Here is a 25,542-nt window from a genome sequence, read left to right on the forward strand (position 1 = left end):
GCCTACGATCAGGCGCCGGTCAGCTTCTCTCGCAGCGCCGCGAGCGCCTCGTCGGAGGCCAGCGTGCCGCCGGCGTCCTCCGGGGTCTCGCTGGAGTAGGTGGACGCGGACGGCGCGACCTCGACACCGGCGGAGGAGTCGGCCTCGGTGGCCGCCTCGACCTGGGCCTTGTGGGCCTCCCAGCGGGCGTGGGCGTCGGCGTACTCCTTCTCCCACTTCTCGCGCTGAGCCTCGAAGCCGTCGAGCCACTCGTTGGTCTCCGGGTCGAAGCCCTCGGGGTACTTGTAGTTCCCCTCCTCGTCGTACTCGGCGGCCATGCCGTACAGGGTCGGGTCGAACTCCTGGGCCACGGCGTCGTTGGCCTGCTTGAGCGACAGCGAGATGCGGCGGCGCTCCAGGTCGATGTCGATGACCTTGACGAAGACCTCGCCACCGACGGTGACGATCTGTTCCGGCAGCTCCACGTGGCGCTCGGCCAGCTCGGAGATGTGGACCAGGCCCTCGATGCCGTCCTCGACGCGGACGAAGGCACCGAAGGGCACCAGCTTGGTGACCTTGCCCGGCACGACCTGGCCGATGGCGTGGGTGCGGGCGAAGGTCTGCCACGGGTCCTCAAGGGTCGCCTTCAGCGACAGCGAGACGCGCTCGCGGTCCATGTCGACGTCCAGCACCTCCACGGTGACCTCGTCACCGACCTCGACGACCTCGCCCGGGTGGTCGATGTGCTTCCAGGACAGCTCGGAGACGTGCACCAGGCCGTCCACGCCGCCACCAAGGTCGACGAAGGCACCGAAGTTGACGATGCTGGAGACGACGCCGGAGCGCACCTGACCCTTCTGCAGCTCCTTGAGGAAGGTCGTGCGGACCTCGGACTGGGTCTGCTCAAGCCACGCGCGGCGGGACAGGACCACGTTGTTGCGGTTCTTGTCCAGCTCGATGATCTTGGCCTCGATCTGCTTGCCGACATAAGGCTGCAGGTCGCGGACGCGACGCATCTCGACCAGGGAGGCGGGCAGGAAGCCGCGCAGGCCGATGTCGAGGATGAGGCCACCCTTGACGACCTCGATGACGGTGCCGGTGACGACGCCGTCCTCCTCCTTGATCTGCTCGATGGAGCCCCAGGCGCGCTCGTACTGGGCGCGCTTCTTCGACAGGATCAGCCGGCCCTCCTTGTCCTCCTTCTGGAGGACCAGGGCTTCGACCTCGTCGCCGACGCTGACGACCTCGGAGGGGTCGACGTCGTGCTTGATGGCCAGCTCGCGCGAGGGGATGACACCCTCGGTCTTGTAGCCGATGTCGAGCAGGACCTCGTCCCGGTCGACCTTGACGATGACCCCCTCGACGATGTCTCCGTCGTTGAAGTTCTTGATCGTGGCGTCGATCGCCGCGAGCAGTTCCTCCTCAGACCCGATGTCGTTGACAGCGATCTGGGAGATGGCCCTCTCGGCCGTGGTTGCAGTCATGTAGTAGGGGCTCCGATTGTGGACACAGTGTATGGACGATGTGGATGATGCGCGTGCGCGGCGCCGCGTCGGCCCCCGATTCGGGGCAGCCGACAGCGCACGAAACGCGCCCTGACAGCCTAACCGGCGCTGACCACCCAGGTCAAAGCGGCGCCCGAGCCCCCAGACTAGGACCGTGAGCTCCTCCTCGACCACTCCCCCGACCCCCGACCGGGTCACCCGGCGTCCTGCGGACCACGAGGAGACGGTACGGGCCGACCGGGCCTGGTGGGACGCCGAGGCCGAGGACTACTACGCCGAGCACGGCGGCTTCCTCGGCGACGCCGACCTGGTGTGGGGACCGGAGGGCTGGACCGAGGCCGACCTGGGCCTGCTCGGTGACCTCGCCGGGGCCGACGTGCTCGAGGTCGGCGCCGGCGCGGCTCAGGGCGGACGCTGGTGCGCGCGGCAGGGGGCCCGGGTCCTGGCCAGCGACCTGTCCGCCGGCATGCTGCGGGTGGCCCGCCGCGTCGACGCCCGGGACGCGGCCGCGGGTATGCCGTCGGCCGGCCCGGCCGCATACCTGCAGTGTGACGGGGCACGGCTGCCGCTGGCAGACGCCTCCTTCGACCTGGTGCTCACCGCCCACGGGGTGCTGGCCTTCGTCCCCGAGGCCGAGCAGGCGCTGCGGGAGTGGGCCCGGGTGCTGCGCCCCGGGGGGCGGTGCGTCTTCTCCCTGCCCCACCCGTTCCGCTGGTCGCTGCCCGACGTGCCTGGACCGGAGGGACTGGTCGTGCGCCACTCCTACTTCGACCGCCGGGCCTACGTCGAGGAGACCCAGGACGGGCTCGCGACGTATGCCGAGCACCACCGGACTGTCGGCGACCTCGTCCGTGCGGTGGTCGCCTCCGGTCTGGTCCTGGAGGACCTCGTCGAGCCACCCTGGCCCGCGGGTCGCGACCACGTCTGGGGCGGTTGGAGTCGCACCCGCGGGGAACTGGTGCCGGGGACCGCCATCTTCCTCGCGCGGCACCCCTGACCCCCCGATCATCACCCCGGCGACGCAACATCACGATCCGGACACACTCCGGTGCCACCCTGTTGACTCGGCGCACGTTCCCTTATGCTCACCCCAGCCATGCGCCGGCCCGGGGCATGGAGTCCGACCCGTGAACCAGGCTGGAGGAGCAGTGCCGCCCACCACCCCCTACCGGGAGCGTCGTCGCGCCCGGAGACCCCTGCATGCATTGGGGCTCCTGCTGATGACGTTGTTCGTCTTCAACGTCCTTTCCCCTGCCACCGCGCTGGCCCAGACGCCGGACGACCCCTCGCAGGTCAACATCGAGGAGCACGACCAGAACATCACGGTCAACCTGCGCCACGACAACGAACCCGTCGAGGGCGCCCGCGTCGTCATCTCGGGGGGTGGCTACGAGGCAGAGGCGACGACCAACGACCGCGGCCAGGCGCGGGTCGGCGTGCCGAGCACCGACCCCTACGAGGTCTTCGTCGATGAGGAGACCCTGCCCGAGGGCATCGCGGTCACCGGTGCGAACCCGATCACGGTCAACTACGGCTCCCAGTTCTTCCAACCCGGCAACTTCTTCCTCGGTGAAGGGGTGCGGGAGACGGCCAGCTTTGCCTCCCAGTTCACCGAGCGGTTGATGAACGGGATCAACTTCGGGCTCATGCTGGCGCTGGCCTCGATCGGCCTGTCGCTGATCTTCGGCACCACCGGCCTGACCAACTTCGCGCACGCGGAGATGGTCACCTTCGGCGCCGTGATGGCTTACTTCCTTGGCGTCACGATCGCACTGCCCATCTGGGCGGCCATCCCCTTGGCGGTGCTGCTCAGCGGGGCGCTGGGCCTAGCAGTGGACGCCTCGATCTGGCGTCCCCTGCGGCGGCGCGGCATCGGGCTGGTCCAGCTGATGATCCTGACCATCGGCCTGTCCCTGGCCGGTCGCTACGTCTTCCAGATGTTCATTGGCGGCGGCACCCTGCAGCTCCCAGGGGCCGGCGGCACCCGGCACCAGATCATCGGGCCGATCCGGCTGAGCACCATCGACATGGTGAGCATGGGCATCAGCCTGACCGTGCTGCTCCTGGTCGCGCTGTGGCTGCTGCGCACTCGCACCGGCAAAGCCACCCGGGCCGTCGCGGACAACCGGTCCCTGGCCTCCGCCAGCGGCATCGACGTCGAGGCCGTCACCCGGCTGGTGTGGGTCGCCGGAGGCGCGCTCGCGGGCCTGTCCGGCATCCTGTGGGCCTACTTCCGCCCAGGGATCAAGTGGGACATGGGGGTACAGATCCTGCTGCTGATCTTCGCCGCCGTCGTCCTGGGCGGCCTGGGCACCGCCTTCGGAGCCCTCATCGGCGCCCTGGCCATCGGCATCCTCGTCGAGGTGTCCACCCTGTGGATCCCCTCGGACATCAAGTACGTCGGTGCGCTAGGCGTGCTGATCCTCATCCTCCTCGTCCGGCCGCAGGGGCTCCTGGGCCGACGAGCACGAATCGGATAACGGAGGGATTGCGATGGACTGGGGCCAGATCCTCAACAACACCGCGAGTTTCGTCCTGTCGCCGGAGACCATCGGCTTCATGCTCGCCGCCATCGGACTGTCGATCCACTTCGGCTATGCCGGCCTGCTCAACTTCGGCATGGCCGGGTTCATGGCGATCGGGGCCTACTCGTACGCGATCTCCATCCTTAGCTTCGGCCTGCCGTGGTATGTGGCCATGATGGTGAGCATCGCCGGGGCGGTGGTTTTCGCCATCCTCCTGGGCATCCCCACGCTGCGGCTGCGCGGCGACTACCTGGCGATCGTGACGATTGCCGCGGCCGAGATCGTCCGCCTGCTCTTCCAGTCGCAGATTTTTGACGAGTGGACCAACTCCGCGGACGGCCTGGGTGGCTACCACGCCGGGTTCCGGGCGGCGAACCCCCTACCCAGCGGCAGCTACGGGATCGGCCCGTGGACCTACACCGAGACCGGCTGGTGGGTGCGCATCTTCGGGCTCCTCCTGGTGGTTGTGGCCGTGCTGGTGACCTGGATGCTGATGCGCAGCCCGTGGGGCCGGGTGCTGAAGGGGATCCGCGAGGACGAGGATGCCGTGCGCTCGTTGGGCAAGAACGTCTTCCTCTACAAGATGCAAGCGCTGATCATCGGCGGCGTCTTCGGTGCCCTGGGCGGGGTGGTTATCGCCCTTCCCGCGGCAGTGATCCCGCAGTACTACCTGCCCAGCCTCACCTTCTTCGTGTGGACGGCTCTGCTGCTTGGCGGTGCGGCGACGATCTTCGGCCCCGTCCTGGGCGCGGCCCTGTACTGGGCCCTGATGGCTTTCCTGGCCGGCGTGCTGCCCCAGATGGCGGCGGCGGGGTGGCTGCCCCTGACCCCCACGAATGCCGGCAACCTGCGCTTCATCGTGGTCGGCGTGGCCCTGATGCTGCTCGTCGCCTTCCGACCACAAGGCATCCTGGGCAAGAAGAAGGAGATGACCTTTGTCAAGTGACCAGCATCCCCGTCCCTCCGCCTCCGGCGCCCATGCGCCTGACGAGGGAGAGATCGAGGTGACCGACCACACCGGTGACTTCGACGAGGTCGTGGTCGCCGAGGACGGCCACGCCGTCGAGACGCTCGAGGTTCAGCCCACCCACGAGGTGCACGCCAACCACGACCTGGCCACCGGGCCGTCCGCGCCCGGGGTGGGCAAGAAGGACCCGATCCTCGTCGCCGACAACATCACCCGCAGCTTCGGTGGCATCAAGGCTGTCGACGTGCAACACCTGGAGATTCCCCGCAACGCGATCACCGCCCTGATCGGGCCCAACGGCGCCGGCAAGACGACCTTGTTCAACCTGCTGTCCGGCTTCGACAAGCCGGACAGCGGCGAGTGGTCCTTCAACGGTCGCTCACTGGCCGGCATCCCTGCCTGGAAGGCCGCCCGTCGCGGGCAGGTGCGCACCTTCCAGCTGACCAAGGTGCTGCAGCGCCTCACCGTCCTGGAGAGCATGAAGCTGGGCGCCTCCAAGCAGACTGGCGAGCGAATGCTCACCAGCGTCCTGCCCTTCCTGTGGCGCTCGCAGGAGAAGCAGATCGAGGTCCGCGCGCTGGAGCTGCTGAAGAAGTTCAAGCTCTACGACAAGCGGGACGACTACTCGGCCGCCTTGTCCGGTGGGCAGCGCAAGCTGCTGGAGATGGCCCGGGCCCTGATGACCGAGCCGGAGTTCGTCCTGCTGGACGAGCCGATGGCGGGCGTCAACCCGGCCCTGGTCCAGTCCCTGCTGGACCACGTCATCGACCTCAAGAGCGAGGGCATGACCGTCCTCTTCGTCGAGCACGACATGCACATGGTCCGGCACATCGCCGACTGGGTCGTGGTCATGGCCGAGGGCCGCATCGTGGCCGAAGGCCCGCCGCGTGAGGTGATGAAGGACCCGGCGGTCGTGGACGCCTACCTGGGCAGCCACCTGGACGACGACCTCGGCCAGATCACCGGCCGGTACGACGCGGAGGGAAGCCGACTGTCATGAGCCTGACCGACACCCAGCCAGCCGACCAGCCCGCACCGACCCCGGCCAGGGACCTCGTCGTCGACGTGGAGAACGTCACCGCCGGCTACCTGCCTGGCATCGACATCCTGACCGACACCAACCTGCAGGCCTACGACGGCGAGCTCATCGGCATCATCGGGCCCAACGGGGCCGGCAAGTCAACCCTGCTCAAGGCCATCTTCGGACTGGTCAACGTGCGCTCGGGCGCGATCCTGCTGCGCGGCGAGGACATCACCAACCTCAAGGCCAACAAGCTGGTCAGCAAGGGAGTAGGGCTGGTCCCCCAGACCGAGAACGTCTTCCCCACGCTGACCATCCGGGCGAACCTGGAGATGGGCGCCTACCAGCGCCCCTCCCAGATCAGGGACAGCATCGACTTCGTCGTCGACATCTTCCCGACCCTTCGGGACCGGATGAACCAGGTGGCGGGCTCGCTCAGCGGTGGCGAACGGCAGATGGTGGCGATGTCTCGGGCGCTGATGATGCGCCCAGAAGTCCTGCTGCTGGACGAGCCGTCGGCCGGCCTGTCGCCCGTGCGCCAGGACGACGCCTTCCTGCGGGTCTCCTCGATCAACCAGGCCGGTGTGACGGTGATCATGGTCGAGCAGAACGCCCGCCGCTGCCTGCAGATCTGCGACCGCGCCTACGTGCTCGACCAGGGTCGGGATGCCCACAGCGGGACGGGCCGGGAGCTGCTGAACGACGAGCGGGTCATCGGGCTGTATTTGGGCACCCTGGGACAGGACAGCGCCTAGCCTGCCCTGCTGTCAGCACGCACACATGAGTGGGCCCCGGGACCTTCGTCCCGGGGCCCACTGTCGTGCGGCGTGGTTCGCCTCTTAGTTCAGGCGGACCAGGCTGTTGTTCTCGTCGTACTCGAAGATGCCGATGGTGGCCTCGGTCGGGTCACCGTTCTCGTCGAAGGTGATGGGACCGGACGGGCCGTCGTAGTTCACGACGTCACCGTCGATGATGGCTTGGGCCGCGTCGGCGAAGTTGTCGTACTGCTCACCGTCGCCGGCACCGCCGGAGACCTCCTGCATCTTGGCGGCGATGTCGGGCCCGTCCACCGAGTTGGCGGCGAGCGCGGCCAGCGCCGCCAGGACCACGGCGTCGTAGGACTCCGCCGCGTAGTTCCAGTTCTCCAGCTCGGGGTTGCCCTCAGCGGTCCAGACCTCGTTCAGCTGGTTGCGGAAGTCGTCGCCCAGGTCCGGGCCCGGCTGGGTGCCCTTGGAACCCTCGAGCATGCCCGGATCGAAGTCCTCGCTGTAGTCGGCGATGTTGCCGTCGACGAAGTAGAGGTTGCCGGTGTCGAAGCCGGCGGCCTCGATGGCCGGCAGGATCGTCTTGATCTCCTCGAAGGTGATCATCGCGATCGCGTCCGGGTTCTGGGCCAGCACCGAGCTGATCTGGGCGTCGAAGGTGGTGTCACCGGCGTTGTAGGGCTCGCTGGCCACGACCGTGCCGGCCGCGGCCTCGAAGGTCTCGGTGAGCGTCGCCTCCAGACCGGTGCCGTAGGCGTCGTTCAGGTAGATGATGCCCAGGTTCATCACACCGTCCTGGGCGATCATGTTGCCCAGCACCTCGCCCTGCAGCAGGTCGGATGGCGCGGTGCGCCAGTAGAGGTTGTTGTCGTTCCAGTCGGTGAACTCCGCGGCCGTGTTGGCCGGGGAGATCATCAGCCGCTCCGCGGCGATGACCTCGTCGATGAACAGCTTGGACACACCGGAGGATGCCGCGCCGACGATGACGTGGGTGCCGGCGTTGAGCAGCTGCGGAACGGTCGTCGCGTAGGCCCGGTTGTCCGGGTCGCCGGAGTCGCCGAGGGTGACCTCGACGGTGATGCCGAGGTCGGCCTCGTTGATGTGCTCTGCGGCGAGCAGGACGCCCGCCTCCTCGGGCGGGCCCAGGAAGGCAAGAGAGCCGGTCTGCGGCAGCACGGTGCCGACCTGCAGGGTCAGGTCGCGCTCGCCGGCCTCGCCGGCGGCCTCGCCGGTACTGGTGTCAGTGTCGGTCCCGGCTCCCGTGTTGGCGGGCTCGCCGTTGTCGGTGTCGTCTCCTCCGTTGCCGCAGGCCGCCAACATCAGGGTGGCGGCGGCCATTGCAGCAATCCCGCGGGTGGTCACGGACGCGCGTGAGCGAAGAGAGGTTGTGCGCATGGTGCTCCTCGTGTCGATGTGCGGCAGCGGTGCCGTCACGGTGTGCCCTGAACCTAGGACCCTCGTCACGGGATGACAAGGGTGCCGCGGCCAACCTGTCCGATTGTGCCCACATCGTTACCTAGTGCGCAGCGCATGCCCCTCGTCGGTCCCGCCGGCTGTCGCCCTGCTGCATCCCGGCCCGGGTCAGTGGGCGGCCTGGTGCCAGGTGCGGCCCACCCCCACGCTGACGTCTAGCGGCACCGACAGGTTGGCGGCCCCGCCCATCTGCTCGCGCACCAGCGCCTCAACCTGCTCCTGCTCCCCGGGCGCGACCTCGAGCACCAGCTCGTCGTGCACCTGTAGCAGCAGCCGTGAGGCCAGGCCCTGGTCGCGCAGCGCCTGCTCCGTGCGCAGCATGGCGATCTTGATCAGGTCGGCTGCAGACCCCTGGATGGGTGCGTTGAGGGCCATCCGCTCGGCCATCTCGCGCCGCTGTCGGTTGTCGCTGAGCAGGTCCGGCAGGTGGCGGCGGCGGCCCAGGAGGGTTTCGGTGAAGCCACTGCGCCGCGCCTCGGCGACGATGTCGCGCAGGTAGTCGCGGACCCCGCCGAAGCGTTCGAAGTACTCCTCCATCAGCCCCTTGGCCTCTCCGGTGGAGATGCCCAGCTGCTTGGACAGCCCGAACGCGGACAGGCCGTAGGCCAGGCCGTAGCTCATCGCCTTGACCTTCGCGCGCATCTCCGGGGTGACCTCCTGGGGCTCGACCCCGAAGACCCGGGAGCCGACGAAGCGGTGCAGGTCCTCACCCGTGCGGAAGGCCTCGATCAACCCCTCGTCGCCGGAGAGGTGGGCCATGATCCGCATCTCGATCTGGCTGTAGTCGGCCGACAGCAACGCGGCGTAGTCGACGTTGGCGCGCGGGTCGCGACCGACGACGAAGACCTCCCGCAGCCGCCGCCCCTCCTCGGTGCGGATCGGGATGTTCTGCAGGTTGGGATCGGTCGAGCTCAGCCGGCCGGTGGCCGCGATCGTCTGCTGGTAGGTGGTGTGGATGCGCCCGTCGTCGGCGACCGACTTGATCAGGCCCTCGGCAGTCACCCGCAGCCGGGAGACGTCGCGGTGCCGCAGCAGCGCCTCCAGGAAGGGGTGCTCGGTCTGGGCGAACAGCCCCGCCAGCGCATCGGCGTCGGTGGTGTAACCGGTCTTGGTGCGACGGGTCTTGGGCAACCCCAGGGTCTCGAAGAGCACCACCTGCAGTTGCTTGGGCGAGCCCAGGTTGACGGTGTCGTCGCCGATGGCGTCCCAGGCGTCCTGCTGCGCCTGGGCCATCCCTCCCGCGAACTCGCCCTCCAGGGCGTGCAGGGCATCCAGGTCGACGGCGATGCCGGCCTGCTCCATCCGTCGCAGCACCCCGACCAGCGGCAGCTCCACCTCGCGCAGCAGCCGCTGCTCCTGCTCGTCGGCCAGCTCCTGGTCGAGCTTGACCGACAGGTCGTGGACGGCGCGGGCGTGCACCATGCCGGAGCGGGCGGCCGCCCGCTCCTGGGCGCCGTCCTGCTCATCACCAAAGCTCAGGTCCAGCTGGCCCTGCGCCTCCTCCGCGTCGTCCTCCAGCCGCAGCTCACGGCGCAGGTGGCGCAGCGAGAGGTCGGTCAGGTCGTAGGAGCGTTGGTCTGGCCGGATGAGGTAGGCCGCCAGGCCGGTGTCGCTGACCACGCCCTCCATCGGCATGCCGATGACTTCCAACGAGGCGATCTGACCCTTGGCGTCGTGCAGCACCTTGGGGTGCTCGGGGTCGGCGAGCCAGACGGCCAGCGCCTGCTCGTCCGACGGATCCGCGTCGGCCAGGTCGAGGTATGCGGCGTGGCTGTCCCCCGCCAGCGCGACCCCGGTCGCCTCCCCCGGGCCCGCGGCCGTGCGGGGAGCCGCGTGGACGACGACGGCGACCCGCTCCCCCGCCTGGGCGTGCTCGGCCAGCCAGGCCGCCAGCTCGCCCGCACGCAGCAGGCTGCCCTCCAGGTCGATGCCCTCCTCGGCCTCGGTCTCGGCCGAGTCCAGGGTGGTGAACAGCCGCTCGCGCAGCACCCGGAACTCCAGGCCGTCGAAGACGCGGTGCACCTCCTCACGGTCCCAGCCGCGGGCGGCCAGGTCGGGCACCGTGACCTCGAGGGGCACATCGCCCACGAGCTGGTTGAGCCGTCGGTTGCGCAGCACCTGGTCGAGGTGGTCGCGCAACGCCTGGCCCGCCTTGCCGGTGAGCTGGTCGGCGGCGGCGACGATGCCGGGAAGATCGCCGTGCTGGGTCAGCCACTTGGCGGCGGTCTTGGGACCGACCCCCGGCACGCCGGGCAGGTTGTCCGAGCTCTCGCCCACCATGGCGGCCAGGTCGCTGTACAGGTGCGGGGGGACGAGGTACTTCTCCTTGACCGCCTCGGGGGTCAGCCGCCAGGTCTCGGAGACGCCCCGGACCGGGTAGAGCAGCAGGGTGCGCTCGTCCACCAGCTGCAGGGCGTCCCGGTCGCCGGAGAGGATGACGACCTCCATCCCCTCCTCCCGGGCCTGGCCGGTGAGGGTGGCGATGATGTCGTCGGCCTCATACCCCTCCACCTCCAGGTGCTGGATCCGCAGCGCGTCCAGTACCTCCTTGATGAGGTCGACCTGGCCCCTGAACTCCTCGGGGGTGCTGGCCCGGCCCGCCTTGTACTCGGAGTACTCCTGGGTGCGGAAGGTCTGCCTGGACTTGTCGAAGGCCACCGCGATGTGGGTCGGGGCCTCGTCGCGCAGGACATTGATGAGCATCGAGGTGAAGCCGTAGACCGCGTTGGTGCTCTGGCCCGTGGTGGTGGAGAAGTTCTCCACCGGCAGGGCGTAGAAGGCACGGTAGGCCACGGAGTGTCCATCCAACAGCAGCAGTCGACTCACGCATGGCAGCCTATGTCCCATGACCGACAACGCTCACCCCACGTCCGCCGTGCGCCCCGACGAGGTCCCGTTCGCCATGACCGGCACCCTGGCCGAGCGGATGGGGATGGAGCTGCTGGAGGCCGACGCGCAGCGCACCGTGGCCCGAATGCCGGTCGTGGGCAACACCCAGCCGTACGGCCTCCTGCACGGGGGCGCCTCGGCCGCGCTCGCCGAGACCGTGGGGTCGATCGGGGCCGCGTTGCACGCCGGCGCCGGCCGGATCGCGGTGGGCGTGGACCTTAACGCCACCCACCACCGAGCGGTGCGCGAGGGGCAGGTGACCGCGGTCGCCACGCCGTTGTCACTCGGCCGCTCCATCGCCGCCTACGAGATCGTGGTGAGCGACGACGAGGGGCGCCGTGTGTGCACCGCTCGACTCACCTGCGCCCTGCGCGAGCGCCCACCCGGGGCCTGACCCAGCGGCAACGACCGCGCGACTGGAGCCCGTCCTGTTCGGCTTCCTGCCAGCAGGCTCAGGTCACGGCGGCGATGACGCTGACCAGCACCGGCGCGAATACGAGCGCCGGGAGCAGGTCACCGACGGGCACTTGCTTGATGTCAAGCAAGCGGAAGGCGATGCCGACCAGGAGCAGGCCTCCGGTGGCGGTCAGGGCCGCGATGTTGGCCTCGGGCACCACCGAGCCCAGGGTCAGGCCCACGAGGGTCAGCGTTCCCTGGATCAGAGCCACCGACACCACGGAGAAGAGCACGCCGACCCCGAACGTTGAGGCGAAGGCCATCGCGGCGAAGAAGTCCAGCGCGGACTTCAGGACCAGCTGGTCGATCCCCCGCCCGAGTCCGTCGGACAAGGCGCCGAGGATGGTCAGCGGTCCCACGCAGAAGAGCAGCGACGCCGTGAGCCAGCCCTCGATGAACCGCTCCCGGGCACCCTCACCCGTGCCCTCGGTGGCGCGGCCAAGACGCTGGACCCAGTGCTGCACCACGCCCGCCAGCGACTCCAGCCGCTGCTCGATCCGCAGCACGGCGCCGGTGATCCCGCCCAGCAGCAGGCTGCCGAGCACGACGAGGATGGGCACCCCACGGCCCACGGTCTCCGCCAAGGCCGGGGAGGTGACGTCGAGGGCCGACAGGATCGCCATCAGCAGGGTGACCAGGCCCAGGCAGCTGGTGACGACCGAGCGCACGTGTGCCGAGAGCCGATGGCCGGCGAGCATCCCCAGCGAGGCGCCGGCCAGCACCGCCACGATGTTGATGAGGGTCCCCAGCCCGGGGAAGGCTCCATCCATGGCGGAAGGCTACGACCAGGCCCACCCGTTCCTGCGGCAGGGGTCCGGTATCGGCGAACGTGTCACCGAACTGGCGGTGCCCCGTGCGGGGCCTGCGGCGTCCCGGCGCGAGTGCGCCGCCGGGCTACTTCTTGGCGGGCATCCCGGCGATGACGGCGTCGGCGACCTCGCGCATCGACAGGCGCCGGTCCATCGCGGCCTTCTGGATCCACCGGAAGGCGTCAGCCTCGCTCAGCTTGAGCTGGGTCATCAGCAGGCCCTTGGCGCGGTCGACCCGCTTGCGGGTCTCGAACCGCTCGCTGAGGTCGGCGACCTCGGCCTCCAGCGCCTGACGCTCGGCCCAGCGGGCGCGCGCGATGTCGATGGCGGGCAGCACGTCGGCGGCGCTGAACGGCTTGACGACGTAGGACATGACCCCGGCATCGCGGGCCCGCTCGACCAGGTTCTTGTCGCTGAACGCGGTGAGCATCACCACCGGGGCGAGGCCGTCCCGGCCGATCTGCTCGGCGGCGGAGATGCCGTCCATCCCGGGCATCTTGATGTCCATGACGATCAGGTCGGGCTTGGTCTCCTGGGCCAGAGACACGGCCTGCTCCCCGTCGCTGGCCTGGCCGACGATCTGGTGACCGGCCTCGGTCAGCATCTCGGCGAGGTCCATCCGAATGAGGGCCTCGTCCTCGGCGAGCAAGATGCGCAGGCCCGGCATCTCCTGCTCCTCCGGGGCCGCACCGGCGGTCGCGTCGGGCGCCTCCGTCGCGTCGCCGCCCTGCGGGGTGGCGTCCGACGTCTCGTCCTGGGTGGTGTCCGCCCCCGTCGCTCCGGATGGGTCCGACGACTCCGTCGGTTCGGTGCTGGGCGTCTTTGCTGCCGTCACGCGTCTACCTTATCTTTCGCCGTGCTGTGCCGTCACGATCATCCGTCGCCAACCTGTATGGGTGCCGGGAGCGGGACTTGAACCCGCACGCCCTTTCGGGCAGAGCATTTTGAGTGCCCCGTGTCTGCCATTCCACCACCCCGGCGGGGGTGACGGGCCCGGTCGGGGCCCGCCTGTCGATCCGGTACAGCATACCCGCCGGACTGTGGCGATCGGCGCGCGCTGGAGGCCGACGCGCTAGACCACCGGCTCCTCGGAGTAGGCCGGCGCGTTGCCGAAGATCGTGTCACCGACGCGGTGCAACCGCAGTGCGTTGGTGGTGCCGGAGACGCCGGGGGGCGAGCCGGCCACGATGATGACGAGGTCACCCTTCTGGCAGCGACCCTCCCGCAACAGCGCCTCCTCGACCTGGAGCACCATCTGATCGGTGTGCCAGACGAAGGGCACGAGGAAGGTCTCCACCCCCCAGGTGAGGGACAGCTGCGAACGCGTGTCCTGCTCGGTGGTGAAGGCCAGCATCGGGGTCTGGGGCCGGACGCGCGCCATCCGGCGCGCGGTGTCACCGCTCTGGGTGAAGGTGACGAGGTACTTGACGCCGTGGTTGTCCAGCGCGTCGGCCATGGCGATCGCGGCTCGGGTGACGGCCCCGCCCGGGGTCCGCGGCACGGTGCGGATGGGGGCGATGCGGTGCAGTCCGTGGTCTTCGGTGGACTCGATGATGCTCGCCATCGTGCGGACCGCCCGGATGGGGTAGGCGCCGACCGAGGTCTCGCCGGAGAGCATGATGGCGTCGGCTCCGTCGAGCACGGCGTTGGCGCAGTCGGAGGCCTCGGCGCGCGTGGGCCGGGGGTTCTCGATCATCGACTCCAGCACCTGGGTCGCCACGATGACCGGCTTGGCCCGCTCGCGGCTCAGCTGGATGGCATCCTTCTGCACCAGCGGCACCTGCTCCAGCGGCAGCTCGACCCCCAGGTCGCCGCGGGCCACCATGATGCCGTCGAAGGCGTCGACGATCTCATCGAGGTTCTCGATCGCCTGCGGCTTCTCGATCTTGGCGATGACCGGCACTCGGCGGCCTTCCTCGTCCATCACCCGGTGCACGACCTCGATATCGGCCGCGGAGCGGACGAAGGACAGCGCGATGACGTCGACGCCGGTGCGCAGGGCCCAACGCAGGTCCTCGATGTCCTTCTCCGACGTGGCGGGGACGCTCACCAGGGCACCGGGCAGGTTGATCCCCTTGTTGTTGGACACGACGCCACCGGTGATGACCTCGCTGACGACGTCGGTCTCGGTGACCTCCACCGCCCGCAGCATCACCTTGCCGTCGTCGATGAGGAGGGGATCGCCCACGGCGACGTCGCCGGGCAGGCCGCCGTAGGTGGTGCCGACGCTGCCCTGGTCGCCTGTGACCTGGCGGGTGGTGATGGTGAAGGCGTCACCGGTCGCCAGGGTCACCGGACCGCTGGCGAAGGTGCCGGTGCGGATCTTGGGGCCCTGCAGGTCGGCCAGCACCGCGACTGCGCGACCCTGCGCGTCACTGGCCTGTCGCACCCTCAGATAGCGCTCGTAATGCTCCTCGTGGCGGCCGTGCGAAAGGTTGAGGCGGGCCACATCCATCCCGGCGTGGACGAGCGCTTCTATCTGCTCGTAGGAGTCGGTGGCTGGTCCCAGGGTGCAGACGATCTTGGCTCGACGCATGGGCCCCAGCCTAGTCCTGACGACCACCTGCCGGTGACCACCATCGGTGAGGCCGATGAGTGCATCTCCTCGCAGATGGGTCAGGAGTGCGCGGCGACGACCTGGTCCAGGGTGACCCGGTTCTCCATCAGGCCCTGCATCTGCTCGTCGGTGATCTGGGTGCCGTCGACGAACAGGCGGGGCGTCCCGCTGACCCCGTCGCGGTTGGCCCGCTCCTGCATGGCGTGGACGTAGTCGACGTGCGACCGGTCCTCCAGGCAGCTGGTGAAGGTGTCCAGGTCGTCGCCCTCAATCCCGGCCGCTCCGGCGAAGGAGACCAGCTGGTCGTCAGTCCAGCCGCTGCCCTCCTCGGCCGGGCGGTTGACGTAGACCTGGTGGTAGTAGGGCAGGAAGACGTCCTGGTCGTCCGCGCACAGCGCCGCGTTGGCGGCGCGCACCGAGTTCTCGCCCGGGACCCGGCCGTCCAGGAAGGACATCAGAGTGACGGTGACGTGCGTTTCGCCAGCTTCCACCTTCTCTTGCACCGACTCCCCGATCGCGTCTTCCAACACCCCGCACCAGGGGCACTGGAAGTCGCCGTAGACGTGCAGCTTCGGGATGCCGGCCTCCGGGTCGGGGCCCAGGCTGATCCCGCCGCCCTCGGGCAGGGCGTTGGCCGAGCCCTCGGCTGACAGGTCGGCGCCGTCACGGGTCGCGGCCCACACCAAGCCGGCGATCAGAGCGAGCACCAGCACTACGACGGCGCCGATGAGGACGCCGGGGGGACCCTTGCTGGAGACCGGCTTGACCTGGGGGGCGGGCGGACGGGGCATGCTGTCTCAGCGACCTTTCGTGATCAGAGTGTCGAGGCCGAACGGGGTGCGCGGGCGGAGCACTAGCCAGGCCGCCATGGCCAGGAACAGCAGATCGCGCAGGATGTCGAGCAGGTAGGCGGTCTCGCCCGGCTCGACGGGGCCGCCGGTGCCGAAGCAGCCGCAGTCGATGGCCAGACCTCGGGCCCAGGCTGAGGCGATCCCGGCGATGAAGACGACCATGAGCAGACCGCCGGCCGCGGCGGCTGCGCGGGTGAACAGACCCAGCACGAGCAGCACCCCGAGCACGATCTCCACGACCGGGAGCATGGTGCCGATGAGGCGGGCGGTGCCGTAGCCGAACAGCTCGTAGGCGAGCACGTTCTGGACCGAGCCGGTGACGTCCAGGATCTTGGGCAGGCCCGCGGCGATCAGCACCAACCCCAGACCGACGCGGGCGATCAGCCCGACCACGTCGAGGACCCGGGTCCGGTATGCGGACCGCCCGGTGCCCGCTGCAGGCTCGACGGGGGCGTAGCCCACCGGGTCGGCGCGCACGTCCGCGTCGCCGGTCACCGGCCGCGCACCCCTTCGGCCAGCCCACGCGTGAGGGCCCGGAGCGCGCCCAGCCCGGGGTCCTGCCCGATAGCCCGGACCAGGGCGGAGCCGACGATGACACCGTCGGCGTAGGCGGCGATCTGTGCAGCCTGGGCCCCGGTGCTCACGCCCAGGCCGACGCACAGTGGCAGGTCGGTGACGGCGCGGGTGCGCTCCACGAGCCGGAGTGCACCCTCGCCCACCTCATCCCGGGCGCCGGTGACGCCCATCGTGGAGGCGACGTAGACGAAGCCGCGGCAGGCCTGGGCGGTCATCGCCAGCCGCTCGTCGGTAGAGCTGGGGGCGACCAAGAAGATGGGGGCCAGACCGTGCTCGGTAGCCGCATCGCGCCACGCCGAGGCTTCGTCGGGGATGAGGTCGGGGGTGATGAGGCCGGCGCCACCGGCGTTGGCGAGGTCGGCGGCAAACCGGGCCGGCCCGTGGCGGAGCACCGGGTTCCAGTAGGACATGACAACCGGCACCGCCCCGGCCTCGTGCACCGCGCGGACCACGTCAAGCACCTGGTGGAACCGGAACCCGCCCGCGAGCGCCTGTGCGGCAGCCTGCTCGATGACCGGCCCGTCCATGAGCGGGTCGGTGTAGGGCACGCCGACCTCGACGATGTCGGCGCCGCTCTCGGCCACCGCCCGGACCGCGGCCAGGGAGCTGTCCAGGTCGGGGTAGCCGGCCGGCAGGTAGGCCACCAGCGCGGCCCGGCCCTCATCGCGGCACCGGGCAAAGATTGCGTCCAGGGCGTTCACCACCCGCTCCCTTCGGCCTCGGCGACCGGCTCTGAGGCCTTGAGCTGCTCGGCCTCGACCAGCTCTTGGCCGTCGACAAGGCCGAACCACCGGGCAGCGGTGTCCACGTCCTTGTCCCCGCGGCCGGAGAGGTTGACCAGGACCACCGGCTCGGGCCCGTCCTGGCCGGCGGCGGCGGTCAGCTCGCGCCCCACCCGAAGCGCCCCGGCGAGGGCGTGGGCGCTCTCGATGGCCGGGATGATGCCCTCGGTGCGGCAGAGCAGGGCGAAGGCGTCCATCGCCTCCGCGTCGGTCACCGGCTCGTAGGTGGCGCGGCCGCTGTCGTGCAGGAAGGCGTGCTCGGGACCAACGCTGGGGTAGTCCAGACCGGCCGAGACTGAATGGGTCTGCAGGGTCTGGCCGTCCTCGTCCTGCAGCACGTAGGTGGCCGCACCGTGCAGCACCCCTGGGACCCCCCCGGAGAAACGGGCGGCGTGCCGGCCCTGCTCTGGGCCCTCACCGCCCGCCTCGAAGCCGCGCAGCGCCACCTGGGCGTCGTCGCGGAAGGCGTGGAAGATGCCCATCGCGTTGGAACCACCCCCGACGCAGGCGCACACGGCGTCCGGAAGGCGGCCAGCCACCGTTTGGACCTGGTCGCGGGCCTCCTGACCGATGACGGCGTGGAAGTCGCGCACCATGGTCGGGAAGGGGTGGGGACCGGTCACGGTGCCCAACAAATAGTGGGTGTGATCGACGTGGGTCACCCAGTCGCGCATCGCCTCGTTGATAGCGTCCTTGAGCGTGGCGCTGCCGGTGGCGACGGGCACCACGGTCGCGCCGAGCAGCCGCATCCGGGCGACGTTCAGCGCCTGTCGGCGAGTGTCGACCTCGCCCATGTAGACCGTGCACTCCAGACCCATCAGGGCGGCCGCGGTGGCGGTGGCGACGCCGTGCTGGCCGGCGCCGGTCTCGGCGATCACCCGGCGCTTGCCCATCCGGACCGCGAGCAGCGCCTGCCCCAAGACGTTGTTGATCTTGTGGGAACCGGTGTGGTTGAGGTCCTCGCGCTTGAGGAAGACCCGGGCGCGGCCGGCGTGCCGGGCGAAGCGTTGCACCTCCGTCAGCGGGCTGGGCCGCCCCGTGTAGGACTCCTGGAGGCCGTCGAGCTCGGCGCGGAAGTCCGGGTCGGCCATCGCGTCGGTCCGGGCGGCGTCCAGCTCCTCCAGCGCCGCGACCAGCGCCTCGGGCACGAAACGTCCGCCGAAGTCACCGAACCGGCCGGTCGCCGTGCTCACCGCTCACCCCCGCGTGTCCCGACCTGCTGACCACGCACTGCTGGGTGGGCACCGGCCGCCACCAGCTCGGCCACCGCGTCCCGCGGGGAGCTGCCGGTCACCAGGGCCTCCCCGACCAGCACGGCCCCAGCGCCTGCCTCGGCGGCGGCCATGACGTCCAGAGGTCCGCGGATGCCGGACTCGGCGACCGCAACCCGCCCTGCCGGGATGCCGGGCGCGAGACGAGCAAAGGTGCTCCTGTCCACCTCCAAGGTGCGCAGGTCGCGGTTGTTCACCCCCACGATCCGGGCACCGGCGTCCAGCGCTCGGCCCAGCTCCTCCTCGTCGTGCACCTCGACCAGGGCGTGCATTCCCAGCGACTCCACCCGTTCCAGCAGGCCCTGGAGCACCTCCTGGGGCAGGGCCGCGGCAATGAGCAGGACGAGGTCCGCGCCGTGCGCCCGCGCCTCCCACACCTGGTAGGGGTCGACGACGAAGTCCTTGCACAGGACGGGCACGTCCACCCGGGCTCGGACGGCGTCGAGGTCCGCGAGCGAGCCGCCGAACCGGCGCTGCTCGGTGAGCACGCTGATGACGCTCGCCCCGCCGGCGGCATAGTCGGCGGCCAGGGCCGCGGGGTCGGCGATGGCCGCCAGAGCCCCCTTGGAGGGGCTGCTCCGCTTGACCTCAGCGATCACGTGGACGCCCCTGCGCTCGGTGAGCGAAGCGAGGGCATCCCGGGGCCAGGGCGTAGCGGCCGCGCTCTCCTGCACCTGGGTGAGGGGGCGGGCGGCGCGGCGTACGGCAAGGTCCTCACGGACGCCCTCGATGATCTGCTCCAGCACGGTCGGCACCCCACCAGCCTAAGCCGTCGCGCGGGTGACCCGTGCCGCCCCCGCCCGCTGGCGGGCGGTCAGCCGTCGTGCTGGGCGATCTTCGAGTTTCCGCCGTACCCGGCCCGCTCCATGCCGTACCAGGCCACCGCACCGACCACCCCGACCCCGAGCCCGATGTACAGCAGCACCTCGGGGCCGGCGAAGACGCCCCAGCAGCCGACGACCGTGCCGACCAGCATGATCGTGACGCCGACCCAGGCTGCCTTGCTGTGGCCGTGGTTGTCTTCGTGCATGGGGTGGTGCTCCTTGGTGCGGGTCCCGGCTGCCGCTCGGCTCCAGGTCGGTGGTCATGGACGGTGCGGCCTCATTCTGCCAGTCCAGGGGCCAGAAGGCTCCGACCGGTCCTCGACCCGCGGGTCAGCCGGTCCGCTGCGCCGCCCAGGAGGCGTGCATCCGGGAGTAGACACCGCCCTGCCCGACCAGGTCCCGGTGGTGTCCGACCTCGACGATCCGGCCCTGGTCGACCACGACCACCATGTCGGCGGCCTCTGCGGTGGAGAGCCGGTGGGCGATGGCGACCGAGGTGCGGCCGGTCGTCAGTCCCTCCAGGGCACGCTGGACCCGGACCTCGGTGGAGGGGTCGACAGCGCTGGTGGCCTCGTCGAGGACGAGCAGGTCGGGGTCGGCCAGGTAGGCCCGGGCAATGGCGACCAGCTGCCGCTCCCCCGCGGACAGGGACTCGCCACGCTGACCGACCCTGGTGTCCAGGCCGTGCGGCAGCCCGGCGACCCAGGCGTCCAGCCCCAGCTCGGTGACGGCGAGGTCGAGGTCCTCGTTGCTGGCCTCGGGCTTGCCGAAGCGGATGTTCTCGCGCAGGTCCTGGTCGAAGAGGAACCCCTCCTGCGGGACGAGGACGACACGGCGACGCAGCGTGGAGAACGGGATCCGGCGCAGGTCGGTGCCATCCAGCAGCACGCGGCCCCCCGCGGGGTCCATCAGGCGGGTCAGCAACTTGGCCATCGTGGTCTTGCCCGATCCGGTCTCCCCCACGATCGCCACCCTGGTATGCGGCTCGATGCGCAGGTTGACGTTGCGCAGCACCGGCTCGCCACCGGGGTAGGCGTACCAGACGTCCTCGAAGTCGACGGTGATCGGCCCCCGCTCCTGCACGATCCCGTCCTCCCCCGGGTCGGAGACGTCGGCCGGGGTGTCGACGACCCCGATCACCCGCCGCCAGCCGGCGACCGCGTTCTGCAGCTCGTTGAGGATCTCGGTGGCCATCAGCACCGGCTGCGTGAACAGGTTGACCAGGAAGAGGAACGCCAGCAGCTGGCCCAGGGTCAGGTGGCCGCGGGTGGCCAGCACGGTGCCGACCACGAGGACGACCGCGGTGGTGATCCCGGCGAAGGTCTGGCCGGAGACGAAGGCGACAACCGAGCGGATCTGGGCCCGGATCGCGGACTGCCGGTGGGCCTCGATGGACCGGTCGATGCGCTCGGCGGTCCGGTCCTCGACACCGTAGGCGCGGATGGTGGTGGCGCCGACGATGGACTCGCTGACCGCGCCCAGCATGTCGCCGACCCGGGTCCGGACCAGGCCGTAGGCCCGGCCCAGGACCGGCTGCAGGTAGCGGACCAGGATGACCAGGGGCAGCAGGCAGAGGTAGGCCACGAGTGCCAGGGCCGGGCTGTAGATGAACATCAGGATGGTCGCCAGGACGATCTGGGCGGTGCTGATGAGCAGCATCAGCCCGCCGAACTGGACGAACATCGAGATGGTGTCCACGTCGCTGGTGACCCGGGAGACGAGGGCGCCGCGCCGCTCGGTGCTCTGGGTCAGCACGGACAGGTCGTGGATGTGCCGGAACGCCTTCAGCCGGAGGGTGGCCAGGCCCGACTCGGCGGCGGTGAACAGCCGGACGTTGACGGCATACTGCGCCACCGAGGTGATCGCGACGACGCCGGCCGCGAGGAGGATCGCCCGCAGGACGTAGTCGAGGTCGACACCTCCCTCGGCCATGATCCCGTTGTCGGTCGTCTGCTGGACCACGAACGGGATGACCACGCGGCCCAGGGTGGCCACGACGGCGATGAGCGCAGTGACCAGCAGCCCCTTGCGCAGCTCGGGCGAGAGCTGCAGGCCCCGCTTCAGAGTGGCGAGGGTGCCGAGGTCGCTCTGGGCCTCAATCCGGCTGCCGCCGGAGGTCGCCGGGGTGCGCGGGCTCACTGGGTCTCCTCCTGGCCGGCCACGGCCGCGCGCTCTGCGGCCTCCCGGGCGTAGGCGTGCACCAGGTCGGCATACCCCTGGCACCGGGCGAGCAGCTCGGGGTGGGGCCCACGGTCGACGACCCGGCCGTGCTCGAGGTAGACGACCTGGTCCGCCAGCGTGATGGTGGCCATCCGGTAGGCGACGACCAGGACGGTCATGCCCGCCCGGGCCTCCCGCAGCCCGGCGAGGATGGCCTGCTCCACGGAGGGGTCGACGGCGCTGGTGGCGTCGTCAAGGACGAGCAGGCGGGGGCGGCGCCACACGGCCCGGGCCAGGGCGATCCGCTGCCGCTGACCGCCGGACAGGCTGCCTCCCCGCTCGCCGATGACCGTGTCCAGGCCGTCCGGCAGCTCGCGAACGAAGCCCTCGGCCTGGGCGATCCGCAGCGCCTCCCACACCGACTCGTCGCTGGCCGACTCCCCCAGGGTGACATTGCCGCGGACGCTGTCGTCGAACATGAACGTCTGCTGCGCGACAAGAGTGGCCACCGCCGGGATCTCACCCAGCTGCAGCTCGCGGGCATCGACGTCGTCGATGCGAACCCGCCCCGAGTCGGCGTCCACCAGGCGCAGGGCCAGGTTGGTCAAGGTGGTCTTGCCCGCGCCTGTAGGGCCGACGAGTGCGGTGGTGCTGCCCGCGGGGATCTCCAGGGTGACGCCGGTGATCGTGGGCTTCTCCTCCCCCGGGTGGGCGTAGACCACGTCCTGCAGCTCTGAGCTGGCCGGGCCGTCGCGGTCGGCGAAGGTGGCCCGGCCATAGTGCATGCTGCCCTCGGCCTGCAGCACGTGCTGCACTCGGTCGTAGCCAACGACCGAGCGCGGAAGCTCTGCCAGCACCCAGCCCAGCGCGCGCACCGGGAAGGCCAGGATCGAGAACAGGTAGGCCATCTGCACCACCTCGGCGGCGCCCAGCTCGCCGCGGGAGACCTGCCAGGTCCCCACGCCGAGCACGGCCAGCGTCCCCAGCGTCGGGATGGCCTCGATGACCGGTTCGAAGACTCCCCGAGTGCGGCCCACCTGGATCAGCGCGTCGCGCAGCTCGTGGGTCTGGGTCCGGAAGCGCTCGGTCTCCTCCTCCTCGCGGCCCATCGACTTGACCACCAGGCCGGCCTCGAAGGACTCGTGGGCCACCTCGGCCACCTCGGCACGTAGCTGCTGGGCGAGCGTGATCCGGGGCGACATAAAGCGCTGGAAGACGACGTTGGCGGCGAACAGCCCAGGGAAGACCAGCAGGCCGATGAAGGCCAGGAACGGGTCGACCAGCACCATCATCGTGCCGGCGATGAAGAGCATGAACACCACGCCGATGGCCATGGGCAGGGGGTTGAACACCTGCCAGGTGGCCTCGACGTCGGCGTGCGCGTTCGACAGCAGCTGCCCGGACGGGTGCGCATGGTGCCAGGACAGGGGCAGGCGCAGGTACTGCCGGGTGACGTCCCGGCGGTAGCGGGCCTGCAGGTTGAAGCCGGCGACGGTCGCGAAGACGCGCCGCAGGATGACACCGATGACGTTGACCACCAGGACGGCGACCAGCACGCCGAAGACGGTCCACAGCGCGGCGGCCTCGACCTGGCGCTGGAGCACGGCCGGCTCGATGTACTGGTCCGTCACATAGCCGATGGCCGCAGCCGTGCCCACCGTCGCCGCTGCCCACAGCACCGACCCGATCACCGCCACGATCGTGGGGCGCGGCTCGGTCTTCATCCCGCCCCAGATGACCCCCAACCCGCGCCGCAGCACCGCGCGCGATGCGACGGGGCGGGGCACCGGTTGGCTGGCGGTGGACATCGTGAGGGGACCTCCGAGGGGCTGGGGGCATGCAAGAACCCCGCGTCCGTCGGGGCGGTCCGAAGGTGGGGGCGTCGAACATTCTCGCACGACGTTCAGCCCGCGGACGCCGGGGCCGACCGGCAGGCCTTGCCGACGTCGACCCGCTGCTCTCGTCCAGATCATCCGGTCGGGTCACCTGATGATCCCGTACCCCGAGGATCGGCGCAGCGCTGCCGGGGCCCCCGTGGTGAGATGGGGTATGCCGTCCTCCTTGCGCAGGCTGATCGCCACCACCGCCACCGACCTGGGGCCAGACGCCCCTACCCTGTGCGACCCCTGGTCCGTCCGGGATCTGCTGGCCCACCTGGTGGTGCGCGAGTCCCGTCCCGACGCGCTGCCGGGCGTCGCGGCGCCGGTGAAGGCGCTGCAGCGGCACACGCAGTCGGTGCAGGACCGCGTCGCCGCCCGGGACTTCAGCGACCTGGTCGGGCAGGTGGTCGACGGGCCTGCGCCCTGGTGGCCAACCCGGCTTCCTCTGCTGGACCGGATGGTCAACACGGCCGAGCTGGCGGTCCACCACGAGGACATGGTCCGCGCCCAGCCGGACTGGCAGCCGACCGATCTGCCGCAGGAGGTCCAGGCCCAGCTCTGGCGCACCGTGCGGATGGCGGGCCGGATGACCTACCGCGGCGCACCCACGGGGGTGGTCGCGGTGGCGCACGGGCATGGGCGGGTGGCGCTGCGCCGGCCGCCGGACGACGGCGGCACCGTGGTCCTGCGGGGGACGCCGTTGGAGCTGGTCCTGCACGCCTTCGGCCGTGAGGACCACGCCCGGGTGGTCGCCGAGGGCTCGGATGCCGACGTCGCGGCGCTGGCCAGCCACCGACGCAGGCTCTGAGCGCGCACGCAACCTCTGAGCGGTTCAGCCGCCAGCGCTGAGCTACCGGTGACCCGCCGGATCACGAACCTCCCGGTGTGTCCCGGTCGTCCTGGTCCGTCGCCTGCCGACCCTCAGGGGCGGGGCCCTCGGCGGGCCGCTGCTGCTCCTGGACGCGGTTCTGGTGGTGCTGGATCAGCGCCGCCAGCCGCGAGGCCTCCCGGTGCGCCCGGTCGCCGTCCGCACGCTGGATCGCCATCACCGCAATCTCCTCGGTGTCGGTGAGCTCCAGGATGGCCCAGGCCGACCCGCCGGCGAAACCGACGCCCAGGATCTGGGCCCACTCCACCTCATAGGTCCGGAAGAGGTTGACCACGGTGAGCCCTTGCGGGGTGGGCACGGCGCGGATCACCGCATACCGCCACAGGAAAGCGGCCATGGCGGCTCCGACCCCGACCAGGGCGACCCGGTTGAGCACGGTGACGATGGGCGCGACACCCTCGTAGGTCGGCGCGAAAATCGCGACCAACACGAAGACGATGATCGAGAGGACAGCCATGATGCCCGCCACCCACGTGCCGCGCACCGGGCGGAAGGTGGCGTAGGCGTCGCGCCGGGGGCTCGGGGCGCCTTCCGGGGTTCCTGGGCTGGCAGCACTCACCCCGCCAGCCTAGTCCGCAGGCGGCCGGCCCCCGCGTCCCACCACCGCGTCGTCCGCGGCGCCGGGGCCGGCCACGGCGGTTCTACCGACCCTCCGCCGGCACCGGACCGGCCCCGGTGACCGCCGGTTCGGGCGTCTCCTCCCGGGCGGCCTTGCGCCAGACCACGAAGCCCCAGAGCACGAGGCCGCCGTAGACGGCATACATGACCGCGGAGGGGTAGTAGCCGGAGTGCCACAGCAGCGGCACCCCTACCAGGTCGACCGCGATCCACACCAGCCAGAAGTCAACCCACCCACGGGCCATGGCGTAGGTGGCCAGGATCGAGCCCACGAAGATCCAGGCGTCGGCCCAGTAGTACCAGGAGGGGGCCTCCCAGCCGAGGCCGACCGCGCGGAAGATCCACTGGGTCAGGACCACCAGGACCGCGACGGCGACGAGGTAGACCACGCGCTCGGCGCGCGTGGCCCAGCGCGGGGTGATGGCCGGGGCGCCCTTGGCGCGGGTCTTGCGCGACTGCTGCCAGCGCCACCAGCCATAGACGCTGGTGGCAATGAAGAAGACCTGTCGCGCGGCCTGCCCGAACAGGCTGTGCTCCTGGGGGTTGGCGAACCAGACTCCCATGAAGACGGTGAACAGCAGGGCGTTGCCGATGATGCCGATCGGCCAGGCCCAGACCGTGCGGCGCATGCCGAGGATGGCCGAGCCAAAGCCGAAGACGTTGCCGACGACCTCCCGCCAGGCGATCGGGTGGCCGAAGACGTTCAGCTCTGCGTAGAAGATGTCGTTCCAGACGTCCACGTCTGT

At 70.4% G+C, this 25,542-nt stretch carries 23 protein-coding genes and 1 tRNA gene; 7 read left to right on the forward strand and 17 right to left on the reverse strand.

Translation table 11 applies throughout. From position 1 onward, the window contains the following. Positions 1–8: 8 nt before the first annotated feature. Complete coding sequence (gene rpsA, locus FY030_RS08550) at positions 9–1,463, reverse strand: 30S ribosomal protein S1 (RefSeq protein WP_158061142.1); 1,455 nt, start codon at positions 1,461–1,463, stop codon at positions 9–11. Positions 1,464–1,638: 175 nt separating this feature from the next. Here rpsA and FY030_RS08555 point away from each other — a divergent pair, with 175 nt between their 5' ends. The 5 genes from FY030_RS08555 (at position 1,639) to FY030_RS08575 (ending at position 6,752) form a co-directional block, all read left to right on the forward strand. Next, the gene (locus FY030_RS08555) at positions 1,639–2,481 is read left to right on the forward strand and encodes a class I SAM-dependent methyltransferase (protein WP_158061143.1); all 843 of its coding nucleotides are present in this window, start codon (positions 1,639–1,641) and stop codon (positions 2,479–2,481) included. Positions 2,482–2,704: 223 nt separating this feature from the next. Continuing rightward, positions 2,705–3,964 (forward strand): branched-chain amino acid ABC transporter permease, encoded by a 1,260-nt coding sequence (locus tag FY030_RS08560; protein ID WP_192498541.1) that lies wholly within the window; start codon positions 2,705–2,707, stop codon positions 3,962–3,964. A 13-nt stretch (positions 3,965–3,977) separates the two neighbouring features. Continuing rightward, positions 3,978–4,955 (forward strand): branched-chain amino acid ABC transporter permease, encoded by a 978-nt coding sequence (locus FY030_RS08565; RefSeq protein ID WP_158061144.1) that lies wholly within the window; start codon positions 3,978–3,980, stop codon positions 4,953–4,955. A 148-nt stretch (positions 4,956–5,103) separates the two neighbouring features. Next, positions 5,104–5,976, forward strand: coding sequence for an ABC transporter ATP-binding protein (locus FY030_RS08570; protein ID WP_158062730.1), 873 nt, complete (start codon positions 5,104–5,106; stop codon positions 5,974–5,976). Continuing rightward, entirely contained in the window at positions 5,973–6,752 is a 780-nt protein-coding gene (locus tag FY030_RS08575; RefSeq protein WP_158061145.1) for an ABC transporter ATP-binding protein, read from the forward strand. Before FY030_RS08570 ends, FY030_RS08575 begins: the two co-directional genes overlap by 4 nt. Before the next feature lie 84 nt (positions 6,753–6,836). Here the strand turns inward: FY030_RS08575 and FY030_RS08580 are convergent, their stop codons facing one another. Further along, a complete protein-coding gene (locus FY030_RS08580) occupies positions 6,837–8,099 on the reverse strand; it encodes an ABC transporter substrate-binding protein (RefSeq protein WP_238348192.1) in 1,263 nt (420 codons plus the stop codon). Positions 8,100–8,342: 243 nt separating this feature from the next. Continuing rightward, positions 8,343–11,060 (reverse strand): DNA polymerase I, encoded by a 2,718-nt coding sequence (polA, locus tag FY030_RS08585; RefSeq protein ID WP_158061147.1) that lies wholly within the window; start codon positions 11,058–11,060, stop codon positions 8,343–8,345. Between the two features lie 19 nt (positions 11,061–11,079). Here polA and FY030_RS08590 point away from each other — a divergent pair, with 19 nt between their 5' ends. Continuing rightward, entirely contained in the window at positions 11,080–11,517 is a 438-nt protein-coding gene (locus FY030_RS08590; RefSeq protein ID WP_158061148.1) for a hotdog fold thioesterase, read from the forward strand. A gap of 58 nt (positions 11,518–11,575) precedes the next feature. Here the strand turns inward: FY030_RS08590 and FY030_RS08595 are convergent, their stop codons facing one another. The 12 genes from FY030_RS08595 to FY030_RS08650 form a co-directional block, all read right to left on the reverse strand. Then, the gene (locus tag FY030_RS08595) at positions 11,576–12,349 is read right to left on the reverse strand and encodes a DUF554 domain-containing protein (protein WP_158061149.1); all 774 of its coding nucleotides are present in this window, start codon (positions 12,347–12,349) and stop codon (positions 11,576–11,578) included. Between the two features lie 124 nt (positions 12,350–12,473). Then, entirely contained in the window at positions 12,474–13,055 is a 582-nt protein-coding gene (locus FY030_RS08600; RefSeq protein ID WP_158062731.1) for an ANTAR domain-containing response regulator, read from the reverse strand. Positions 13,056–13,285: 230 nt separating this feature from the next. Further along, a tRNA-Leu gene (locus tag FY030_RS08605) sits at positions 13,286–13,368 on the reverse strand. 92 nt (positions 13,369–13,460) lie between these two features. After that, positions 13,461–14,924, reverse strand: a complete 1,464-nt coding sequence (gene pyk, locus FY030_RS08610) for a pyruvate kinase (protein WP_158061150.1) — start codon at positions 14,922–14,924, stop codon at positions 13,461–13,463. Positions 14,925–15,004: 80 nt separating this feature from the next. Further along, positions 15,005–15,736 carry a DsbA family protein gene (locus tag FY030_RS08615; RefSeq protein WP_158061151.1) on the reverse strand — a complete coding sequence of 244 codons (732 nt, stop codon included), beginning with the start codon at positions 15,734–15,736 and terminating at the stop codon, positions 15,005–15,007. Positions 15,737–15,742: 6 nt separating this feature from the next. After that, on the reverse strand, positions 15,743–16,291 hold the full coding sequence (locus tag FY030_RS08620; RefSeq protein ID WP_158061152.1) for a MauE/DoxX family redox-associated membrane protein: 549 nt from the start codon (positions 16,289–16,291) through the stop codon (positions 15,743–15,745). Next, the gene (trpA, locus tag FY030_RS08625) at positions 16,288–17,073 is read right to left on the reverse strand and encodes a tryptophan synthase subunit alpha (RefSeq protein WP_158061153.1); all 786 of its coding nucleotides are present in this window, start codon (positions 17,071–17,073) and stop codon (positions 16,288–16,290) included. Before trpA ends, FY030_RS08620 begins: the two co-directional genes overlap by 4 nt. Next, positions 17,070–18,347, reverse strand: coding sequence for a tryptophan synthase subunit beta (gene trpB, locus FY030_RS08630; RefSeq protein ID WP_158061154.1), 1,278 nt, complete (start codon positions 18,345–18,347; stop codon positions 17,070–17,072). The genes trpA and trpB overlap by 4 nt, the downstream gene beginning before the upstream one ends. Beyond that, a complete protein-coding gene (gene trpC / locus FY030_RS08635; protein ID WP_158061155.1) occupies positions 18,344–19,180 on the reverse strand; it encodes an indole-3-glycerol phosphate synthase TrpC in 837 nt (278 codons plus the stop codon). Before trpC ends, trpB begins: the two co-directional genes overlap by 4 nt. A gap of 59 nt (positions 19,181–19,239) precedes the next feature. Then, complete coding sequence (locus FY030_RS08640; RefSeq protein ID WP_158061156.1) at positions 19,240–19,455, reverse strand: HGxxPAAW family protein; 216 nt, start codon at positions 19,453–19,455, stop codon at positions 19,240–19,242. A gap of 124 nt (positions 19,456–19,579) precedes the next feature. Further along, positions 19,580–21,388 carry an ABC transporter ATP-binding protein gene (locus FY030_RS08645; RefSeq protein ID WP_158061157.1) on the reverse strand — a complete coding sequence of 603 codons (1,809 nt, stop codon included), beginning with the start codon at positions 21,386–21,388 and terminating at the stop codon, positions 19,580–19,582. Beyond that, a complete protein-coding gene (locus FY030_RS08650; RefSeq protein ID WP_192498542.1) occupies positions 21,385–23,217 on the reverse strand; it encodes an ABC transporter ATP-binding protein in 1,833 nt (610 codons plus the stop codon). Before FY030_RS08650 ends, FY030_RS08645 begins: the two co-directional genes overlap by 4 nt. A 181-nt stretch (positions 23,218–23,398) precedes the next feature. On the opposite strand from FY030_RS08650, the gene FY030_RS08655 reads away from it, so the two are divergent. After that, on the forward strand, positions 23,399–24,097 hold the full coding sequence (locus FY030_RS08655) for a TIGR03085 family metal-binding protein (protein ID WP_238348193.1): 699 nt from the start codon (positions 23,399–23,401) through the stop codon (positions 24,095–24,097). A 61-nt stretch (positions 24,098–24,158) separates the two neighbouring features. Here FY030_RS08655 and FY030_RS08660 read toward each other — a convergent pair whose 3' ends face one another. Then, positions 24,159–24,737, reverse strand: a complete 579-nt coding sequence (locus FY030_RS08660; RefSeq protein ID WP_238348194.1) for a PH domain-containing protein — start codon at positions 24,735–24,737, stop codon at positions 24,159–24,161. 82 nt (positions 24,738–24,819) lie between these two features. After that, positions 24,820–25,536 (reverse strand): nicotinamide riboside transporter PnuC, encoded by a 717-nt coding sequence (gene pnuC, locus FY030_RS08665; protein WP_158061158.1) that lies wholly within the window; start codon positions 25,534–25,536, stop codon positions 24,820–24,822. Positions 25,537–25,542: the final 6 nt, after the last annotated feature.

The organism is Ornithinimicrobium pratense, assembly GCF_008843165.1.
Taxonomy (GTDB): Bacteria; Actinomycetota; Actinomycetes; order Actinomycetales; family Dermatophilaceae; genus Ornithinicoccus; species Ornithinicoccus pratensis.

Excerpts from the sequence above, each read along its gene's own strand:
- rpsA (WP_158061142.1), bottom strand. The coding sequence starts at position 1,463 with ATGACTGCAACCACGGCCGAGAGGGCCATCTCCCAGATCGCTGTCAAC.
- FY030_RS08560 (WP_192498541.1), top strand. The coding sequence starts at position 2,705 with ATGACGTTGTTCGTCTTCAACGTCCTTTCCCCTGCCACCGCGCTGGCC.
- FY030_RS08565 (WP_158061144.1), top strand. The coding sequence starts at position 3,978 with ATGGACTGGGGCCAGATCCTCAACAACACCGCGAGTTTCGTCCTGTCG.
- FY030_RS08575 (WP_158061145.1), top strand. The coding sequence starts at position 5,973 with ATGAGCCTGACCGACACCCAGCCAGCCGACCAGCCCGCACCGACCCCG.
- FY030_RS08580 (WP_238348192.1), bottom strand. The coding sequence starts at position 8,099 with ATGGCCGCCGCCACCCTGATGTTGGCGGCCTGCGGCAACGGAGGAGAC.
- FY030_RS08590 (WP_158061148.1), top strand. The coding sequence starts at position 11,080 with ATGACCGACAACGCTCACCCCACGTCCGCCGTGCGCCCCGACGAGGTC.
- FY030_RS08595 (WP_158061149.1), bottom strand. The coding sequence starts at position 12,349 with ATGGATGGAGCCTTCCCCGGGCTGGGGACCCTCATCAACATCGTGGCG.
- FY030_RS08600 (WP_158062731.1), bottom strand. The coding sequence starts at position 13,055 with ATGCCGGGCCTGCGCATCTTGCTCGCCGAGGACGAGGCCCTCATTCGG.
- pyk (WP_158061150.1), bottom strand. The coding sequence starts at position 14,924 with ATGCGTCGAGCCAAGATCGTCTGCACCCTGGGACCAGCCACCGACTCC.
- FY030_RS08615 (WP_158061151.1), bottom strand. The coding sequence starts at position 15,736 with ATGCCCCGTCCGCCCGCCCCCCAGGTCAAGCCGGTCTCCAGCAAGGGT.
- FY030_RS08640 (WP_158061156.1), bottom strand. The coding sequence starts at position 19,455 with ATGCACGAAGACAACCACGGCCACAGCAAGGCAGCCTGGGTCGGCGTC.
- FY030_RS08650 (WP_192498542.1), bottom strand. The coding sequence starts at position 23,217 with ATGTCCACCGCCAGCCAACCGGTGCCCCGCCCCGTCGCATCGCGCGCG.
- FY030_RS08655 (WP_238348193.1), top strand. The coding sequence starts at position 23,399 with ATGATCCCGTACCCCGAGGATCGGCGCAGCGCTGCCGGGGCCCCCGTG.